Genomic DNA, 18,251 nt, shown 5'->3' with positions numbered 1-18,251 from the left:
GCGCTTCGTTCACACTCAGCGGTGAAGCACCTACACGACAACAAAAACAACTTCGATGCGAGCTTCCGCTTTCAGTTCTGCGGAGCCAGCGCCCGGTACCATTGCACCACCTGTTCGACCGCCTGGTCGATCGACAGTGCCGAGGTATCGAGCAGCTGTGCATCTGCTGCGGGCTTGAGCGGCGCGGCTTCGCGCTTGCTATCGCGCTCGTCGCGTTCACGCAAATCCCGAAGCAAGTCATCCATATTAGCAGAAAAACCTTTTTGGATCAATTGCTTATGCCGACGGGCCGCGCGCGCCTCGACGCTCGCCGTCAAAAACACCTTCAGCAGGGCGTCAGGAAAGATCACAGTGCCCATGTCGCGACCGTCGGCGACCAGGCCGGGCTGCTTGCGAAAAGCCCGTTGACGGGCCACCAGCGCGGTCCTGACGGGTGCGTGGACGGCAATCGCAGACGCCCGGTTGCCGATTTCCTCGGCGCGGATTTCCGTCGACACGTCGACGCCGTCCAGCTGCGCGATGCCCTCGCGAAACGTGATATGGAGATCGCCGACCAGTTTTGCAAGCGCCTCGGCGTCGGTGGCGGCGATGTTGTAGCGCACGCTGGCGAGCGCCGCGAGCCGGTATAGCGCCCCGCTGTCCAGCAAGTGGAAGCCGAGTTCGGCGGCTACCAGCGCGGCTACCGTGCCTTTGCCGGATGCGGTCGGGCCGTCGATCGTGATGACGGGCGTCTGGTGAAAGGGACGTGTCGGTTTCATCTAGAAAGTCGCCCGTCGAAACGGGCGGCGATGTTGTCAATGCGAGGGTCAGGGTTGAGCGAGCGCAAGGAAGCGCTCGAAATAATCGGGGAACGTCTTGCCGACGCACTTCGGGTCGTTGATCCGTACGGGCACGCCGCCCAGGCTGACCAGCGAGAAGCACATCGCCATCCGGTGATCGTCGTAGGTGTCGATCGCGGCGTTCGGCGTCAGTTTTTCGGGCGGCGTGATGACGAGAAAATCCTCGCCTTCCTGCACCTTCGCGCCGACCTTGCGCAATTCGGTCGCCATCGCGGCGATCCGGTCGGTTTCCTTCACGCGCCAACTCGCGATATTGCGCAGCGTCGACGTGCCGTCGGCGAACAGCGCGGCGACGGCGATCGTCATGGCCGCGTCGGGGATCAGATTGAAGTCCATGTCGATCGGGTCGAGCTTGCCGTGGTCGTTGCCGACGCCGCGCACCTCGATCCAGTCGTCGCCCATCGTGACATTCGCGCCCATCTTCGTCAGCGCCGTCGCGAAACCGACGTCGCCCTGGATGCTCGCGCGGCCCACGCCTTCGACGCGCAGCGGCCCGCCGCCCAGCGCGCCCGCCGCGAGGAAGTACGACGCCGACGACGCATCGCCCTCCACCATGATCTTGCCCGGCGATTGATAGCGCATGCCATTCGGAATCGTGAAGCGCTCCCAGCCGAGCCGCTCGACCTTGATGCCGAAGCGCGCCATCAGGGCAATCGTGATCTCGATATAGGGCTTCGAAATCAGTTCGCCTGCCACTTCGACGACCGTCTCGCCGCTTGCCGTCTTGACGAGCGGCAGCGCCATCAGCAGCGCCGTCAGGAACTGGCTCGACACGTCGCCGCGAACGCGGATCGGAGCGTCGACGGAGATTTGCCCCGGACGGATGCGCAGCGGCGGAAAGCCTTCGTTCTCTTCGTAATCGATCTTCGCGCCGATCTGACGCAGCCCGTCGACCAGATCGCGGATCGGCCGCTCGTGCATGCGCGGCACGCCGTGAATGCGGTAATCGCCGCCGTTCACCGCGAGCGCCGCCGTCAGCGGTCGCACGGCCGTGCCCGCGTTGCCGAGGAACAGATCGGCGCGCGCCGCCGGTAGCGCGCCGCGCGTGCCCGTAACGACGCAGGTGTCGCCGTCGCGTTTGAGCTTCACGCCGAGCTTTTCGAGCGCGTCGAGCATCACGCGCGTGTCGTCGGAATCGAGCAGATTCGTAATCGTCGTCTCGCCCTCGGCCAACGCCGCGAGCAGCAGCACGCGGTTCGAGATGCTCTTCGAGCCGGGCAGACGGACCGTGCCGGACGCACGGGAAAATGGTCCGAGATCGAGATGTTCCATGTGAATTCCAGTGTCCAGTTATTTCGACGCGTCGTCGGTTGCGGAGCGCGCGGGCGACGGCTGCTGCGACGCTTGTTGCGACGATGCCGCGCGCTCCCGCCACTCGCTGCGTGCCGAGCGCGAGCGCGCGAACACGGCTTCGAGCGTCGCGCCGTCGCCGGCTTCGATCGCCGCGCGCAGACTTGCCAGCACGGCCGTGTAGGCGTCGAGTTCGTCGAGCAGCGCCGCGCGGTTCGCGACGCACACGTCGCGCCACATTTCCGGGCTCGACGCGGCAATCCGGGTGAAGTCGCGGAATCCGCCCGCCGCGAACGAGAACTTCAGCGCGGCGTCGGGTGAATTGAGAATCTGCTCGACGAGCGCGAACGACAACACATGCGGCAAATGGCTGACCGACGCGAACACGCGATCGTGCTGCGCAGGCGACATCGCGTGCACGCTCGCCCCCGTCGCGCGCCACATGGCGGCAACGCGTTCGACCGACGCCTGCGCATTCTCCGGCAACGCGCACAGCACGACGTTGCGGTTCACGTACAGGTCCGGCAGCGCGGCATCGACGCCGCTCGATTCGCGGCCCGCAATCGGATGTCCGGGCACGAACTGGCCGATGCGCTCGCCCAGCGCCGCGCGCGCCGCAGCAACGACGTCGGACTTCGTGCTGCCGGCATCGGTGATGATCGTCAAAGGATCGAGAAACGGCGCGATGCGTTCGAGCAAAGGCTGCGTCTGCGCAACGGGCGCAGCGAGCAGAACCAGATCGGCGCCCTTTAGCGCGTCGCGCAGCGCGGCGTCATCGGCGAGCGCTGCGCTCGCGTCGATCACGCCCAGCTCCAGCGCGCGTTGCGTCGACGCCGCCGAGCGCCCCACGCCGATCACGCGGCGCGCGCCGCCCACGTCGGCGTGTTCGCGCAGCGCACGAGCGAGCGACCCGCCGATCAGCCCGACGCCGAAAATCACCAGTTTGTCGAAAGAGAACGCTGCCACGTCAGTCACAGAAAAAACGCGCCTCGCACTCGATGAGGCGCGTGGATTGCATTGATCGCTCAGGCCGTCGCCAGCGTCTTTTCGAGCGCGGCGATGAACGCCTCGTTTTCCTCTGGCAAGCCGATCGTCACGCGCAGCCACTGCGGCAAGCCGTAGCTGCCCACGGGCCGCACGATCACGCCCTGCTTCAGCAGCTCGAGATTCACGCAATTGCCCGCGCTGTCGTCGTCGCCGACGCGCACCAGCACGAAGTTGCCGTCCGACGGCACGTATTCGAGACCCAGCTTGTCGAACGCTTCCGTCAGCCGGCGATAGCCCTGCGCATTCAGTTCCGCGCTCTTCCGCAGGAAAGGCTTGTCGTTCAGCGCGGCGATCGCGGCTGCTTGCGCGAGCGTATTCACGTTGAACGGCTGACGCAGACGGTTCATCAGATCGGTCAGTTCCGGCTGCGCAATCGCGAAGCCGACGCGCAAGCCGGCAAGACCAAACGCCTTCGAGAACGTGCGCGACACCATCAGATTCGGATAGCGGCGCACCCACGCGATCGAGTCGTAGCGCTTGTCCGCGCTCAGGTATTCCGTGTACGCCTCGTCGAGCACCACGGCGACCTCGCGCGGCACCTTCGACAGGAACGCTTCGATCGTCGGACCGTCGATGAACGTGCCCGTCGGATTGTTCGGATTCGCGACGAAAACGAGCCGCGTGTCGTCGGCGATCGCAGCGAGCATCGCGTCGAGATCGTGGCCGTACTTCACGGCGGGAACGACGATCGCGCGTGCGCCCAAGCCTTGCGTCGCGAGCGCGTACACGGCGAACGAATACTGCGAGTAGACGATTGACTGGTCCTTCTCGACGAACGCGTGCGCGGCCAGTTCGAGAATGTCGTTGCTGCCGTTGCCGAGCGTGATCCAGTCGGCGGGCACGTCGTAGTGCGCGGAGAGCGCCGCCTTCAGTTCGAACGCATTCGCATCCGGATAACGGCCGAGTTCGCTCGCGGCCTGCGCCATCGCCGTCTTCGCGGATTCCGGCATGCCGAGCGGATTCTCGTTCGACGCCAGCTTCACGATGCGCGCTTCGTCCAGCCCGAATTCCCGCGCGACTTCCGAGATCGGCTTGCCAGCCACATAAGGCGCGATCGCGCGAACGTAGGAAGGACCGAAAGACGTTGTCATAGGGCTCTCCGGATAGCTCTGTCCAGGTGTGTTGGTTGGATCGGAATCGAATGCCGCGTATCAGCGGGCGCGCGGATACGAGCCGAGAATCTTCAGGAAGGCCGCTTTCTGGCCGAGCTCGGCAAGCGCGGCCGCAACGGGCGCATCGTCGCGATGGCCTTCGACGTCGATGTAGAAGTAGTACTCCCACGTGCCGACGCGCGCCGGACGCGATTCGAAGCGCGTCATCGACACGCCGTGCCGCGCGAGCGGCTCCAGCAGCTTGAACACGGCGCCGGGTTCGTTCGCCACCGACACGATCAGCGACGTCTTGTCGTAGCCGCTTGCGCCCGTCGGCTCCTTGCCGATCATCACGAAGCGGGTGCGGTTGTGCGGGTCGTCCTGGATCAGCGCGTAAGTGACTTGCAGACCATACTGGGTCGCCGCGCGGTCGCCGGCGATGGCCGCGATGCTCGGGTCTTCCGCCGCCATCCGCGCGGCTTCGGCGTTGCTCGACACGGCCTGGCGCTCGACATGCGGCGCGTGCGTGGACAGCCAGCGCTGGCACTGCGCCAGCGCCTGCGCGTGCGCGCATACGCGGGTCACGCCCGTCAGCGCGCCGTCGAGCGTCAGCAGATTGTGGTGGACCGGCAAGGCAAGTTCGCCGCCGATCAGCAACTGCGTTTGCAGCAGCAGATCGAGCGTGCGCGACACCGCGCCTTCCGTCGAGTTTTCGATGGGCACGACGCCGAATTCCGCGCCGCCCGCTTCGACCGAGCGGAACACTTCGTCGATCGACGAACACGGCAGCCCTTCGATCGACTGGCCGAAGTATTCGTGCATCGCCTGTTCGCTGTAGGTGCCCGCCGGCCCGAGATATGCGGCCGTGAGGTTCTTTTCCAGCGCGCGGCTCGCGGCCATGATCTCGCGCCAGATCGCGTCGATGTGCTCGCCGGCAAGCGGGCCCTGACTCATATCCTGCAGACGCGCGATCACCTGCTGCTCGCGCTCCGGACGAAACACGGGCGCGTTGAAGTGCTTCTTCACCTCGCCGACTTCGAGCGCGACGGCCGCGCGTTGATTCAGCAGCGCGATGAGCTGCGCGTCGATCGCGTCGATCCGGTCGCGCAGCGGTTTGAGTTGGGAATTGAGTTCGTCGTCCATGCTTCTAAAGGGCCCCTTCGGGTCCTGTATGGGCCAGTTCGGAAAGGATGCGCGCGCCGTATCCCGAAGGATCACGCGCTGCGCTGTTCGAATTCCCTCATGTACTCGACAAGCGCTTTGACGCCTTCGAGTGGCACCGCGTTGTAAATCGACGCCCGCATGCCGCCGACGGACTTGTGGCCCTTCAGCTGCACCAGCCCGCGCGCTTTCGCGCCGGCCAGGAAATCTTCATTGCGCGACTCGTCTGCGAGGAAAAACGGTACGTTCATCCGCGACCGCGCGTTGCGCTCGACCTTGTTCAGATAGAAGCGGCTCGAATCGATGGTGTCGTACAGCAGCTTCGCCTTCTCGACGTTGCGTGCCTCGATCGCCTTCAGACCGCCCTGCTTCTTCAACCACTTGAACACGAGCCCGGCGATGTAGATCGCATACGTGGGCGGTGTGTTGTACATCGAATTGTTCAGCGCGACCGTCTTCCACTCGAACGCCGACGGACAGATGGTCATCGAACGGTCCAGCAGGTCTTCGCGCACGATCACGACGGTCACGCCCGCCATGCCGATGTTCTTCTGCGCGCCGCCGAACAGCACGCCGTATTTGGCGATGTCCATCGGGCGCGACAGGATGTGCGACGACGCGTCCGCAACGAGCGGAATGTCGCCGAGATCGGGAATCTCGAACGTCTCGACGCCATGAATCGTCTCGTTCGTGCACAGGTGCACGTAGGCGGGATCGTCGGACAGCTTCCACTCGGCACGCGGCGGGACGCGCGTGAAGCCTTCGGGCGTTTCGCCGCTGGCGGCCAGATTCGCCGTGCCGTATTTCTGCGCTTCCTTGAAAGATTTCTGCGACCACGAACCCGTCACGACGAAGTCGGCACGCGCCTTGCGGCCCATCAGGTTCATCGGCACGATTGCGTTTTCGCCGAGCCCGCCGCCTTGCAGGAAGAGGATCTGGTGGCTGGACGGCACCTGAAGCAAATCGCGCAGATCGGTCAGCGCCTCTTCGTGGATCGTCATGAACTCTTTGCCGCGATGGCTCATTTCCATCACGCTCATGCCGCTGCCGCGCCAATCGAGCATTTCGTCGGCTGCCTGGCGCAGCACGTCTTCGGGCATGGCCGCCGGACCGGCGGAGAAATTGAACACGCGCATCGTGAGAACCCCGGAAGGCAGGCGCGCGGCGTAGGAAAGAACCGGAAACCGCGCCTGAAAGAAAATGGCCGTCTGCGCTCAAGCGCAAACGGCCATTATCGCATTGACGCTAAAAACCCGCCAAACCGCGGCGATTCAAGGGGATTCAACGAATTCCTTCGGCCGCCGCCTGTGTGATGCGCTTCGAACGTCGTTCAGCCTCGTTCGACCTGCTTACTTCGCCGGCTTGACGGAAGCGACTTCCTTGTCGGCCTGGTCGCGCGTCGCCTTGATCGATTGCGGCATGTACTTCTGCATCAGGCCGTTCACGACGTCGCGGCCAACCTGGTCTTGAACCTGGATGAACTTGCGGCCCGTCGGGCTCTTGTAGAACGTCGTCAGGTCCTTGATTTCCTGCACGCTGTAGTACTTCGCGTAGGCGTCGTACTGAGCTTGCATCGCGTCCTGCTTGAATGCGTCCGTTGCGAAGACCTGGCCTGCCGAGTCAACCAGCTTCGGCACGGCGTTCTTCTGCAGCGACGGAACGGAAGCCTGCTTTTGCTTGTCCGTCATCGTCTTGTTTTCCGACAGCGCGTCCGACAGGATCGCCGGAACCAGTTGCTTGGCCTGCATCTGCGCGCTGTTGCCGATCGCGCCGACCAGCTTCTGCGCGTCGATCGCATCCAGCAGATCCTTGATGGCGGCTTGCTTCGCGGGGTCGACCGGGGCAGCGGCAGCCGGGGCAGCCGGAGCCGGCTGCTGGTTTTGCAGCGCTTGCGCCATCGCCAGGGTCGGCACGAAAGCGGCCAGAACCATCAACTGCTTGAATCGTTTTTGCATCACTACTCCCTAAGAGAAATTAACCTAACTGGTTTGCCGCGCAGGCGGCGCATCGACCCGATGCGCCTATGTGGCCTGCGCGGTCACACGCATGACTTGAGAAGCTTCGGTGCGGATCAGGACGCTTCGCCGTTGGTGTCGCCTGCTTCGTCGGCGGAAGTGTCGGCGTCGCCGTCCACGTCAGCTTCCGCTTCGGCAATCTGTTGCAGACCGGAAAGCTTGGTGCCTTCATCAAGGCTGATGAGTGTAACACCTTGCGTTGCACGGCCCATTTCTCGAATTTCCGACACGCGCGTACGAATCAGCACGCCCGTGTTGGTAATCAGCATGATCTGCGATTCCGGATCGGCCAGCGTCGCGGCGACCACCTTGCCGTTGCGCTCGGACGTCTGGATCGCGATCATGCCCTTCGTGCCGCGGCCGTGGCGCGTGTACTCCGTGATCGGCGTGCGTTTGCCGTAGCCGTTTTCCGTTGCCGTCAGCACCGACTGCTGTTCGTCACCGGCGACGAGCAACGCGATCACCTGCTGGCCGTCTTCGAGTTGCATGCCGCGCACACCGCGCGCCTCGCGCCCCATCGGACGAACGTCATTTTCGTCGAACCGGACTGCCTTGCCCGAATCCGAGAACAGCATCACGTCGTGCTCGCCGTCGGTGATCGCCGCGCCGATCAGGTAATCACCGTCGTCCAGACCGACCGCGATGATGCCCTTCTTCAGCGGACGGCTGAACTGTTCGAGCGGCGTCTTCTTGACGGTGCCGAGCGCCGTCGCCATGAAAACGAACTTGTCCGCCGAAAATTCCTTGACGGGCAGAACCACCGTGATCTTCTCGCCTTCCTGTAGCGGGAACATGTTGACGATCGGACGGCCGCGCGAGTTGCGCGAACCTTGCGGCACTTCATAGACCTTCAGCCAGTAGACGCGGCCGCGATTCGAGAAGCACAGGATGTGATCGTGCGTGTTCGCGATGAAGAGCGTGTCGATCCAGTCGTCGTCCTTCATCTGCGTCGCCTGTTTGCCGCGACCTCCGCGCTTCTGGGCGCGATATTCGGACAACGGCTGCGATTTCACGTAACCGGCATGCGACATCGTCACGACCATGTCCTGCGGCGTGATCAGGTCTTCGGTGTTCAGCTCCGTCGCGTTCATTTCGATCTTCGAGCGGCGCTCATCGCCGAATTCGCTCTTGATCGACGTGAGTTCGTCGAAGATGATCGCAGTTATGCGCTCGGGGCGCGCCAGGATGTCCAGCAGGTCGGCGATCTGCGCCATCACGTCGCGGTACTCGCTGATGATCTTGTCCTGCTCCAGGCCCGTCAGACGTTGCAGGCGCATCTGGAGAATTTCCTGAGCCTGCGTATCCGACAGACGGTAGAGGCCGTCGGTCTGCATGCCGTACGCGGGGTTCAGCCCTTCCGGGCGGTACGCCGCGCGACCGCCGGACGACGCCGCGTCTGCTTCCGCACGCTGCAGCATGTCGCGCACGGTCGTCGAATCCCACGAGCGGTCCATCAGCTCCTGCTTCGCGATCGGCGGCGTGGGCGCGGCCTTGATGATCGCGATGAACTCGTCGATGTTGGCAAGCGCGACAGCAAGACCTTCGAGCACGTGGCCGCGTTCGCGCGCCTTGCGCAGCTCGTACACGGTGCGCCGCGTCAGCACTTCGCGACGATGCGACAGGAAATGCGTGAGCATTTCCTTCAGGTTCAGCAGCTTCGGCTGGCCGTCGACCAGCGCGACCATGTTCATGCCGAACGTGTCCTGGAGCTGCGTCGCCTTATAAAGATTGTTGAGAATGACCTCAGGTACTTCGCCGCGCTTCAGCTCGATCACGACACGCATGCCGCTCTTGTCGGATTCGTCGCGAATGTCAGAAATGCCTTCGAGCTTTTTCTCATTCACCAGCTCGGCGATCCGCTCGAGCAGCGAGCGCTTGTTCACCTGATACGGCAGCTCGTCGACGATGATCGCCATGCGCTGACCGCGGTCGATCTCTTCGAAGTGCGTCGCGGCGCGCATCACCACGCGCCCGCGGCCCGTGCGATAGCCGTCGCGCACGCCGGCGACGCCGTAGATGATGCCCGCCGTCGGGAAATCCGGCGCGGGCACGATCTCGATCAGCTCGTCGATCGTCGATTCCGGATTCTTCAGAAGGTGATGGCAGGCATCGACGATTTCGCTCAGATTGTGCGGCGGAATGTTCGTCGCCATGCCCACTGCAATGCCCGACGAGCCGTTGATCAGCAGATTGGGAATGCGCGAAGGCAGAATGGACGGTTCGTTCTCGCTGCCGTCGTAGTTCGGCTGGAAGTCGACTGTTTCCTTATCGATGTCGGCGAGCAGCTCGTGGCCGATCTTCGCCATGCGGATTTCGGTGTAACGCATCGCCGCGGCGTTGTCGCCGTCGACTGACCCGAAATTGCCTTGTCCATCGACGAGCATATAGCGCAGCGAAAAATCCTGCGCCATGCGCACGATCGTGTCGTATACAGCCGAGTCGCCGTGCGGATGGTATTTACCGATCACGTCGCCGACGATACGCGCCGATTTCTTGTATGCCCGATTCCAGTCGTTGTTCAGCTCGTGCATCGCGTAGAGCACGCGCCGGTGAACCGGCTTCAGACCATCGCGGACATCGGGAAGCGCGCGCCCTACGATCACGCTCATCGCGTACTCGATATACGAGCGGCGCATTTCCTCCTCTAGGGAGATTGGCAGAGTCTCTTTGGCGAATTGATCCATTGTCCGTATCGTTTACGCGCGAAGACGATGAGGGACACGCGTTTTTCGCCTCACCGCTTGGGCCTACCCCTATGCGTCTGCGAGCGCAGCGCATCACGCGATTCTAACATGCGGCGCAACCGCTCCCGACGACGTGCGTATACCTATTAGTAGGACACGCGAAAACAGCACCTGGAAGCGCCTCGCGTGCGCCATGGCCGGGCCCGGAAAATGCTCCCCGCCAAGCCGCGCCGAGCCGCCTCCGGCGGGCTCCTGGCGAACATGGCACCTTTTGTTGCGCATGCACCACATTCGACCGTGCGTATCTGTAGGGGGAGGATTTTTTTATCGTCGGAAGGGAACGATATGGCAAAATGCGAACGCACAAAGTTAGACACTGCTCGAAGTCTACACACAGCGTCTTTTGTTCCGCACCGATGTTATACTTCGAGCAATGTATGACTGGTCTTCGTCAACAGGCTCGCAGTAAACCTGCGGTAATCTCAATTTCGAGAGGAGAAATATGAATAAACTTTCAAAGCTCGCGTTCATTGCAGCTACCGCAGTTATGGCTGCATCCGCTTCGGCACAGTCGGTGCCGGCGTCGCGACAAGCCACGAACGACAACTGGGTGAACGGCACCGGCGAATACGTGTGGATGAACGGCACGAACGAGCTTTGCTGGCGCGATGCGTTCTGGACGCCGGCAACGGCTAACGCAAAGTGCGATGGCGCACTGGTCGCACAAGCACCGACCCCGCCGGCTCCGCCGCCGGCAGCTCCGGCTATCACCAGCCAGAAGATCACGTATCAGGCTGATGCCCTGTTCGACTTCGACAAGGCAATCCTGAAGCCGGCTGGCAAGGAAAAGCTGGATGACCTGGCATCGAAGATTCAAGGCCTGAACCTGGAAGTCGTCGTGGCCACGGGCTACACCGACCGCATCGGTTCGGACAAGTACAACGACCGTCTGTCGCTGCGTCGTGCACAAGCTGTCAAGGCATACCTGGTCAGCAAGGGTATCGAAGCCAACCGCATCTACACGGAAGGCAAGGGCAAGCGCAACCCGGTCACGACGGGCTGCAACCAGAAGAACCGCAAGCAGCTCATCGCCTGCCTCGCACCGGATCGTCGCGTGGAAGTCGAAGTTGTCGGTACTTCGAAGCAGTAAACTACAAAATTACCGCAGTGTCGAAGCCCCGCTCCAGCGGGGCTTTTTTTATGCCTTGTTTATGTCATTTGGCGCGGGCGCCAACGGGCGCCTGGACAGGCGCCCGACCACACGGAGAGAGATGCAACGGCAGCGGGAAGCCGCGCCGCGTCAGCCGCTTTTGCCGCCCTGTTCGCGGCCCTATATACTCAGGGTTTCTCCGATCCACCGTGCTTTTCAGCCTTCGAGGCCGCATCCGTTATGACCAACGCCGATCCCCACGAACTGCAGAAATTCAGCGATCTAGCGCATCGCTGGTGGGACCCGAACGCCGAATTCAAACCTCTGCACGAACTGAATCCGGTGCGGCTCAACTGGATCGACTCGCATGCGCATCTCGCGGGCAAGCGTGTGCTCGATATTGGCTGCGGCGGTGGCATCCTGTCCGAATCGATGGCCACTTTGGGCGCCGATGTGAAGGGAATCGACCTTTCTCACGAAGCTTTGGGCGTCGCAGACCTTCACAGCCTTGAAAGTGGTGTAACCGTAAATTACGAGGAAATCGCCGCCGAGGCGCTTGCGGCCCGCGAACAGGCCTCGTTCGACGTCGTGACATGCATGGAAATGCTTGAGCACGTGCCCGATCCATCGAAGGTCGTCGAGGCGTGCAAGACGCTGGTCAAACCCGGCGGCTGGGTGTTCTTTTCGACGCTCAACCGTAACGTCAAGTCGTATCTTCTGGCCGTGATCGGCGCGGAGTACCTCGCGCGCATGCTGCCAAAGGGCACGCATGACTACGCCCGCTTCATCCGTCCGTCGGAGCTCGCGGGCTTCGCGCGCGTGGCGGACCTGCGAACGGCCGACATCAAGGGCATCACGTACAACCCGCTCACCCGTCACTTCGGCCTATCGAGCGATACCGACGTCAACTACATGCTCGCCTGCCGCCGCGACGCCTGAGCCACCTGCCTTTTTCGCGCCTTGCGCCTACATCAATGAGCGATCCCACGCCCCTGCCACAACGAGAAGACGAAGACGCGTCGATCGGTCTCTGCCAAGGCATCCTGTTCGATCTCGACGGCACGCTCGCGGACACCGCGCCCGACCTCGCTGCCGCCGTCAACAAGATGCGCCACGAGCGCGGCCTCGAGATGGTGCCGCTCGAGCACTTGCGTCCGCTCGCGTCCGCCGGCGCACGCGGGCTCCTGGGCGGCGCGTTCGGCATCGGGCCCGAGCATCACGACTACTCGTCGATGCGCGAGGAGTTTCTGGCGAACTACGAAGCCGACCTGTGCATCGAGACCACTCTCTTTCCCGGCATCGGCGACATACTCGACGAACTCGATGCGCGCGGCGTGCGCTGGGGCATCGTGACGAACAAGGTCGCGCGGCTGACCGAGCCGCTCGTCGCGCAACTGGGGCTGGATACGCGCGCGGGATGCGTCGTAAGCGGCGACACCACGCCGCACTCGAAGCCGCATCCCGCGCCGCTGCTGCACGCCGCGAAGGAACTGGATGTGCCGGCCGAGCGGGTCGTGTATGTCGGCGACGACCTGCGCGACGTGCAGGCGGGCTTTGCCGCCGGCATGGTGACGGTGGCCGCCGCGTACGGCTACTGTGGCAACGACATTCCGCCAACTCAATGGCACGCGAGGCACGTGGTGAATTCGCCTGCCGAATTGCTGGAACTGCTGCGCTACATCGGCTGACCCGCCGATGAGCGGCGGCGCCGAGCCGGCATCACGCGAACGTTGGCCGTGACTCGCGGAAGCCGGTATTGTAAAATGGCATCTGAGCCACATATGTGGCTTATTCCTTCTGTGGGGGCGACCTGGTTTCGACAGGGGTTGCGAAGCGGCTAGGGCATGTCGAGGACCCGTCACCTCGTTAATCAATGGGAAAAACGTAACTGCAAACGACGATACGTTCGCACTGGCAGCCTAAGGCCGCCGTCCTCTGCCTGGCTCACTGACGGGTCAGAGTCGCAAGACCGGTAGCAATACCGCCAGAGGTCATATACGTCAGTTAAGCCTTGGTGGCGTCACGACGCCAAGGTCGAAAATTTAGTGAATCGCCGTAGCGAAGCGTGTTCGTCCGCGTCGCTGCGGTTAAATCAAAAGACAGAACTAAACATGTAGAACTAGTCGTGGAGGACTTCTGGACGCGGGTTCGATTCCCGCCGCCTCCACCACATATTTCCCGGCAGCGTCTACGCTGCCCCGAGACCCGCGACAGCCTTGGCTACGCGGGTTTTTTGTTGCGCCTCGCCCAGGCGCGGCACATGTCTTGGAGCATGGCCAAACGCCGCCCTCTTTTCAACCTTTTCTGATAGCCAGCTTCACGCGGCATAGCGTGAAATCTCGGGAGCCGATCGGTTCTGACGGTCCGCGACATTCGCACAGTAGAACTAACCTTCTCAAACGATAGAAACAGACATGAGAGACATAGACGACCACTCAATGGCCCGCCTCGGCGACACCACCAGTCACGGCGGAAAGATCGTCGAGGCAGCGTTGGATCTGACGGACGAAGGCGTCCGCGTCGCACTCGACGGCCATCTGGTCGCGTGCCCACGGTGCGGCGGCAAGTATCCCATCATCGCCAGCGGCAGACGCCGGCACGACGGTCTGCGTGTGGCCTACCTCGGCGACATCACCACGTGCGGCGCGACGCTTATCCGAACCTGACCAGTTGCCGATCTGACGCGCGGGACTCTGCATTGTCTCCGCCGCTGACAACCGCGAGACAAACAATAATCGTTGCTGTCCCACAACGCATGGAATATTGTGGCTCGCAAACCGTTTAACCCATGCGCACGCAATTACAGCGTACGCATGCCGACCTATTGCATAAACTCCATATACAACGTCAGAACAGGAGCCGCATCATGCGCAAGACTCTCCTTCTCATCGCCGCGCTTGCCGTTCAGCAGACTGTCTTCGCTGCGCCGCCGAAAACCATGGACGGACGTTTCGTCGATGAACAAGGCAGAACGCTCTACACCTTCGACAAGGACACGACCCCCGGAAAAAGCGCCTGCACGGGCGGGTGCACGACGTACTGGCCTGCCGCCGTCGCCGACTCGGCCGACAAGCCCTCGGGCGACTGGACCGTGATCGACGGCGGAGATGGCAAGAAGCAATGGGCGTACAAAGGAAAGCCGCTCTACCGCTTTGCCAAGGACGAAAAGCCCGGCGACATGAAGGGCGAGGGCTTCAAGGACATGTGGCACACAGCGAAGCCGTAATCACACAGCCTTTCCGTCGGCACGCAACGCGCGGCACAACGGTCGCAGCCGAAATCCTGAACGGTTATTGATCCTCGGGGCACTTGAGGTTGCAGCCGTTCGGATCGCCGTTGTCGCCGCGCTTGCGCATTTTTGTAGGCTTGTCGCTTTGGAACTTCTTCGACGGAGCCGACGCGCCGAACGGCATCTGCGGATGCTCGTTCAGACGGAACTCGTCGTTCAGGATGCCGCCCGGCACGCCGGGCGAATTCTGCGCGAACGCAACAGACATCGTGGCAAACAACGTGCCGGCAGTGAGCGCGGCTGCACAAGCGAGAACAAGATATTTCATGTCGATTCGGCGCGGCACGAACGCCGCGGAAATGAGGCTGAGTAACGAAAGCGTAGAGATTAGCGCAAAGCGCGCAGCGACGCAGCCTCCACGGCTTTACGCGTCATTACCGTCGCTTACCCGTGCGCCGAAAGCCGTCTGCCTCGCGCGCCGCCCTACCCCGCGAGACCTTCGTCCAGTTCGAGCAGCCTGCCGCAATCGACGGGATCGTAGCCTTCCAGATGCGCGACGCTCTGCCGGAACGTGTCGCCGCCCAGCACGGTCATGACCGTCGTCAGCGGCTCGCGTTCGAGCCGCGCACGATCGCACGCAAAGTAATAGTCCTCGTCGACGATGGGAATGAAATCGAGCCCGAAGTGATGCGCGGCCGGCTCGACGCCGAACCCGACGTCCGCCATCCCGCTCGCCACGAACGCCGCGATCGCCGAATGCGTCAGCTCCGTCGATGCGTAGCCGTTGATCCGGTCCGGATCGACACCCACGCGCCGCAACGCCAGATCGATCAGCATGCGCGTGCCCGAACCGTGCTGCCGGTTGACGAAGCGAATGTCGTCACGCGCGAGGTCGGTCAATCCTTCGATGCGTTTCGGATTGCCCTTCGCAAGAAAGAGCCCCTGCTTGCGCCGCGTCAGATGCACGAGCACATGACGTTGCGGATCGAGCCACTGCCGATACTTGTCCGCGCACACAGCACGAAACTCGCCGCGCGGCAGGTGAAAGCCCGCCAGATCGCACTCGCCGCGCGCGAGCGCCGTGATCGCTTCGGCACTGTCGCGATACTTGATGTCGAGCGGCACGTCGTCGGCGACGAGCGCCGTCACGAGCGCGGCCACCGCGTAACCATGCGATGCATGGATGCGCACATCATTGGCCGGCGGTGCGAGCCAGCGGTTCAGATCGCTTGCGACCTCGCTCGCCAGAGCCTGCATGTTGCCGTCCAGGCGCTCGCCGCAAAGTCGTTGCGCGCGCAACACGGCCTGCCCCAACTCCGATAGCGCAGAGCCGCGCCCGCGTTCCTTTTCGATCAGCGCGCCGCCCAGTTGCGTCTCGATTGCGCGCAGCAAACCCCACGCATGACGGTAGGACAAACCCTTAAGCGCAGCGGCCTGCGCAATGCTCCCCGTCTGGTCGACGAGCGCAAGCAACGGCACAGCGTCAGTCAGGCTGGACGTTCCGCCGTTGCTGTCCCGCACAATCAGCTGCGCCTGGCATTCGATTCGAATCATATATGCAGTTGGAGTTCCTATTGCGAAAGCCGGTACACCCGCCTATCGTTCGCATTGATATATCAAACAAGCAAAGCATAGATGCACGACTTATGAATAACAAGTGCATATATAGCCTTTGGAGGAGCCCCACTGTGGATCGTTCGACCGCCATAGCACCAGATGACCTCGTGCGACGTCATGCACAACCCGGCATGTCGCTGGTTGCTGTACTACATGCCATTCAGGATGACGTCGGCTTCGTGCCGCCCGCGACCGTCGCGCCGCTCGCGCGGACGATGAACCTCTCGCGTGCGGAAGTCCACGGCGTGATTACCTATTACCACCACTTCCGCCAGTCGCCGGCGGCGCCCGTCACGGTGCAACTGTGTCGCGCGGAAGCGTGCCGCAGCATGGGCACGGAAGCGCTCGCGCAGCACATCGAAGCGCGCACGGGCTGCCGCTTCGACGCGCACAAGCACGACGCACACGATCACGCATGCGATGGCGCCGTCGGCCTCGAATCGGTCTACTGCCTCGGTCAGTGCGCGCTGTCTCCGGCGATGATGATCAACGGCGAGCTGCACGCGAAAGTGACGCCGCAGAAGTTCGACGCGCTGCTCGCAGCCGCAATGAAACGCGTGGAGGAAACGGTATGACGCGCATCTACGTTCCCCGCGACTCGTCGGCATTGGCGCTCGGCGCGGACGCCGTCGCCCGGGCTATCGCCGATGAAGCGCAAGCACGCGGCATCGAAATCGAACTCGTGCGCAACGGCACGCGCGGCTTGCTGTATCTCGAGCCGCTCATCGAAGTGGCGACGCCGGAAGGCCGCGTCGGCTACGCCAATGTCGAAGCGGACGATGTGAAGTCGCTGTTCGACGCGGGCTTTGTCGATGGCAAGGCGCACGCGAAGCATGTCGGCCTCGTCGAAGAGATTCCTTATCTGAAGAAGCAGCAGCGCCTGACGTTCGCGCGCATCGGCATTACCGATCCGCTTTCGACGGATGACTACATCGCGAACGGCGGCATCGTCGGCCTGTACAACGCGCTCGCGATGAACGGCGACGCGGCCGTCGAAGCGCTCGTCGAATCGGGCCTGCGCGGCCGCGGCGGCGCGGCGTTCCCGGCGGGCATCAAGTGGCGCACGGTGCGCGCTGCGAAGGCTGACCAGAAGTACATCGTCTGCAACGCGGACGAAGGCGACTCGGGCACCTTCTCCGATCGCCTCGTGATGGAAAGCGATCCGTTCGTGCTGATCGAAGGGATGATCATCGCGGGCATCGTGACGGGCGCGACGGTCGGCCATATCTATGTGCGCAGCGAGTATCCGCATTCGATCGCGACGCTCGAAGAAGCCATCGTCAAGGCGCGCGCAGCCGGCTGGCTCGGCGACAGCGTGCTCGGCTCGGCGCATCGCTTCGAGCTGTTCGTCGCGAAGGGTGCGGGCGCCTATGTGTGCGGCGAGGAAACGGCGCTGCTCGAATCGCTCGAAGGCAAGCGCGGCATCGTACGCGCGAAGCCGCCGCTGCCCGCAATCGAAGGCCTGTTCGGCAAGCCGACCGTGATCAACAACGTGATCACGCTCGCGACCGTCCCCATCATCTTCGCGAAGGGCGCGGCGCACTACAAGGACTTCGGCATGGGCCGCTCGCGCGGCACGCTGCCGTTCCAGATCGCGGGCAACGTGAAGCGCGGCGGTCTCGTCGAGCTCGCGTTCGGCTGCACGCTGCGCGAGCTGATGTTCGACTACGGCGGCGGCACGGCAAGCGGCCGTCCGGCGCGCGCCGTGCAGGTCGGCGGCCCGCTCGGCACGTATCTGCCCGAAAGCCAGTGGGACATCCCGCTCGACTACGAGGAATACGCGAAGGTCGGCGCCGTCGTCGGTCACGGCGGTCTCGTGATTCACGACGACACGTCGAATCTCGCCGAGCTTGCGCAATATGCGATGCACTTCTGCGCGCTCGAATCGTGCGGCAAGTGCACGCCGTGCCGGATCGGCTCGACACGCGGTGTCGAAGTGATCCAGCGCATCCGCAACGGCGATACGTCGACGAAACAGGTGCAGTTGCTGCGCGATCTGTGCGACACGATGGTGTCCGGTTCGCTGTGCGCGATGGGCGGCATGACGCCGTTTCCGGTCGTCTCCGCCCTCGACCATTTCCCCGAAGACTTCGGTCTCGGAACCGCGACGCCGAAACAGGCGGCGTAA

General features: G+C 63.1%; 17 protein-coding genes and 1 other RNA gene. 8 read left to right on the top strand and 10 right to left on the bottom strand.

The genetic code is table 11. The features are described 5' to 3' along the window. Positions 1–71: 71 nt before the first annotated feature. The 8 genes from cmk to gyrA all read right to left on the bottom strand — a co-directional run bounded on the left by cmk (position 72) and on the right by gyrA (position 10,127). Complete coding sequence (gene cmk / locus GCT13_RS19935; RefSeq protein ID WP_152760814.1) at positions 72–758, bottom strand: (d)CMP kinase; 687 nt, start codon at positions 756–758, stop codon at positions 72–74. Between the two features lie 48 nt (positions 759–806). Further along, positions 807–2,111, bottom strand: a complete 1,305-nt coding sequence (gene aroA, locus GCT13_RS19930; protein WP_152760812.1) for a 3-phosphoshikimate 1-carboxyvinyltransferase — start codon at positions 2,109–2,111, stop codon at positions 807–809. Between the two features lie 18 nt (positions 2,112–2,129). Further along, complete coding sequence (locus GCT13_RS19925; protein WP_321574486.1) at positions 2,130–3,104, bottom strand: prephenate dehydrogenase/arogenate dehydrogenase family protein; 975 nt, start codon at positions 3,102–3,104, stop codon at positions 2,130–2,132. 50 nt (positions 3,105–3,154) lie between these two features. Then, on the bottom strand, positions 3,155–4,267 hold the full coding sequence (hisC, locus tag GCT13_RS19920; protein WP_152760810.1) for a histidinol-phosphate transaminase: 1,113 nt from the start codon (positions 4,265–4,267) through the stop codon (positions 3,155–3,157). A 60-nt stretch (positions 4,268–4,327) separates the two neighbouring features. Next, a complete protein-coding gene (gene pheA / locus GCT13_RS19915; RefSeq protein ID WP_152760808.1) occupies positions 4,328–5,410 on the bottom strand; it encodes a prephenate dehydratase in 1,083 nt (360 codons plus the stop codon). 71 nt (positions 5,411–5,481) lie between these two features. Further along, a complete protein-coding gene (serC, locus tag GCT13_RS19910) occupies positions 5,482–6,564 on the bottom strand; it encodes a 3-phosphoserine/phosphohydroxythreonine transaminase (RefSeq protein WP_152760806.1) in 1,083 nt (360 codons plus the stop codon). A 213-nt stretch (positions 6,565–6,777) separates the two neighbouring features. Further along, positions 6,778–7,383: a DUF2059 domain-containing protein gene (locus tag GCT13_RS19905; protein WP_152760804.1), complete on the bottom strand. Its 606-nt coding sequence runs from the start codon at positions 7,381–7,383 to the stop codon at positions 6,778–6,780. A 116-nt stretch (positions 7,384–7,499) separates the two neighbouring features. Continuing rightward, complete coding sequence (gene gyrA / locus GCT13_RS19900) at positions 7,500–10,127, bottom strand: DNA gyrase subunit A (RefSeq protein WP_152760802.1); 2,628 nt, start codon at positions 10,125–10,127, stop codon at positions 7,500–7,502. A gap of 502 nt (positions 10,128–10,629) precedes the next feature. Between gyrA and ompA the strand changes: the two genes are divergently transcribed. The 6 genes from ompA to GCT13_RS19870 all read left to right on the top strand — a co-directional run bounded on the left by ompA (position 10,630) and on the right by GCT13_RS19870 (position 14,503). Further along, a complete protein-coding gene (gene ompA / locus GCT13_RS19895; protein ID WP_152760800.1) occupies positions 10,630–11,277 on the top strand; it encodes an outer membrane protein OmpA in 648 nt (215 codons plus the stop codon). Between the two features lie 240 nt (positions 11,278–11,517). Further along, a complete protein-coding gene (gene ubiG / locus GCT13_RS19890; RefSeq protein ID WP_152760798.1) occupies positions 11,518–12,216 on the top strand; it encodes a bifunctional 2-polyprenyl-6-hydroxyphenol methylase/3-demethylubiquinol 3-O-methyltransferase UbiG in 699 nt (232 codons plus the stop codon). A gap of 35 nt (positions 12,217–12,251) precedes the next feature. Beyond that, positions 12,252–12,965 (top strand): HAD family hydrolase, encoded by a 714-nt coding sequence (locus tag GCT13_RS19885; protein WP_152760796.1) that lies wholly within the window; start codon positions 12,252–12,254, stop codon positions 12,963–12,965. Positions 12,966–13,078: 113 nt separating this feature from the next. Next, positions 13,079–13,447, top strand: a transfer-messenger RNA (tmRNA) gene (ssrA, locus tag GCT13_RS19880). Between the two features lie 268 nt (positions 13,448–13,715). Continuing rightward, positions 13,716–13,943 (top strand): PAAR domain-containing protein, encoded by a 228-nt coding sequence (locus GCT13_RS19875; RefSeq protein ID WP_321574485.1) that lies wholly within the window; start codon positions 13,716–13,718, stop codon positions 13,941–13,943. 200 nt (positions 13,944–14,143) lie between these two features. Continuing rightward, the gene (locus GCT13_RS19870) at positions 14,144–14,503 is read left to right on the top strand and encodes a COG4315 family predicted lipoprotein (RefSeq protein ID WP_152760792.1); all 360 of its coding nucleotides are present in this window, start codon (positions 14,144–14,146) and stop codon (positions 14,501–14,503) included. Positions 14,504–14,567: 64 nt separating this feature from the next. On the opposite strand, the gene GCT13_RS19865 is transcribed toward GCT13_RS19870, so the two are convergent. Both GCT13_RS19865 and GCT13_RS19860 read right to left on the bottom strand, forming a co-directional pair. After that, positions 14,568–14,834, bottom strand: coding sequence for a hypothetical protein (locus GCT13_RS19865; RefSeq protein ID WP_152760790.1), 267 nt, complete (start codon positions 14,832–14,834; stop codon positions 14,568–14,570). Positions 14,835–14,989: 155 nt separating this feature from the next. Then, a complete protein-coding gene (locus GCT13_RS19860; RefSeq protein ID WP_152760788.1) occupies positions 14,990–16,060 on the bottom strand; it encodes a substrate-binding domain-containing protein in 1,071 nt (356 codons plus the stop codon). 92 nt (positions 16,061–16,152) lie between these two features. On the opposite strand from GCT13_RS19860, the gene GCT13_RS19855 reads away from it, so the two are divergent. Continuing rightward, complete coding sequence (locus GCT13_RS19855; protein WP_152760786.1) at positions 16,153–16,698, top strand: NAD(P)H-dependent oxidoreductase subunit E; 546 nt, start codon at positions 16,153–16,155, stop codon at positions 16,696–16,698. Next, positions 16,695–18,251: a formate dehydrogenase beta subunit gene (locus tag GCT13_RS19850; RefSeq protein ID WP_152760784.1), complete on the top strand. Its 1,557-nt coding sequence runs from the start codon at positions 16,695–16,697 to the stop codon at positions 18,249–18,251. Before GCT13_RS19855 ends, GCT13_RS19850 begins: the two co-directional genes overlap by 4 nt.

This window comes from Paraburkholderia franconis, from assembly GCF_009362735.1.
Classification (GTDB): domain Bacteria; phylum Pseudomonadota; class Gammaproteobacteria; order Burkholderiales; family Burkholderiaceae; genus Paraburkholderia; species Paraburkholderia franconis.
The sequence above is the reverse complement of the archived record's forward strand: the minus strand, read 5'-3'. Positions and strand labels throughout refer to the sequence as shown.

Coding starts and splice junctions, on each gene's coding strand:
- cmk (WP_152760814.1), bottom strand. CDS start 758: ATGAAACCGACACGTCCCTTTCACCAGACGCCCGTCATCACGATCGAC.
- aroA (WP_152760812.1), bottom strand. CDS start 2,111: ATGGAACATCTCGATCTCGGACCATTTTCCCGTGCGTCCGGCACGGTC.
- hisC (WP_152760810.1), bottom strand. CDS start 4,267: ATGACAACGTCTTTCGGTCCTTCCTACGTTCGCGCGATCGCGCCTTAT.
- pheA (WP_152760808.1), bottom strand. CDS start 5,410: ATGGACGACGAACTCAATTCCCAACTCAAACCGCTGCGCGACCGGATC.
- serC (WP_152760806.1), bottom strand. CDS start 6,564: ATGCGCGTGTTCAATTTCTCCGCCGGTCCGGCGGCCATGCCCGAAGAC.
- GCT13_RS19905 (WP_152760804.1), bottom strand. CDS start 7,383: ATGCAAAAACGATTCAAGCAGTTGATGGTTCTGGCCGCTTTCGTGCCG.
- gyrA (WP_152760802.1), bottom strand. CDS start 10,127: ATGGATCAATTCGCCAAAGAGACTCTGCCAATCTCCCTAGAGGAGGAA.
- ompA (WP_152760800.1), top strand. CDS start 10,630: ATGAATAAACTTTCAAAGCTCGCGTTCATTGCAGCTACCGCAGTTATG.
- ubiG (WP_152760798.1), top strand. CDS start 11,518: ATGACCAACGCCGATCCCCACGAACTGCAGAAATTCAGCGATCTAGCG.
- GCT13_RS19885 (WP_152760796.1), top strand. CDS start 12,252: ATGAGCGATCCCACGCCCCTGCCACAACGAGAAGACGAAGACGCGTCG.
- GCT13_RS19875 (WP_321574485.1), top strand. CDS start 13,716: ATGGCCCGCCTCGGCGACACCACCAGTCACGGCGGAAAGATCGTCGAG.
- GCT13_RS19870 (WP_152760792.1), top strand. CDS start 14,144: ATGCGCAAGACTCTCCTTCTCATCGCCGCGCTTGCCGTTCAGCAGACT.
- GCT13_RS19865 (WP_152760790.1), bottom strand. CDS start 14,834: ATGAAATATCTTGTTCTCGCTTGTGCAGCCGCGCTCACTGCCGGCACG.
- GCT13_RS19860 (WP_152760788.1), bottom strand. CDS start 16,060: ATGATTCGAATCGAATGCCAGGCGCAGCTGATTGTGCGGGACAGCAAC.
- GCT13_RS19855 (WP_152760786.1), top strand. CDS start 16,153: ATGAATAACAAGTGCATATATAGCCTTTGGAGGAGCCCCACTGTGGAT.
- GCT13_RS19850 (WP_152760784.1), top strand. CDS start 16,695: ATGACGCGCATCTACGTTCCCCGCGACTCGTCGGCATTGGCGCTCGGC.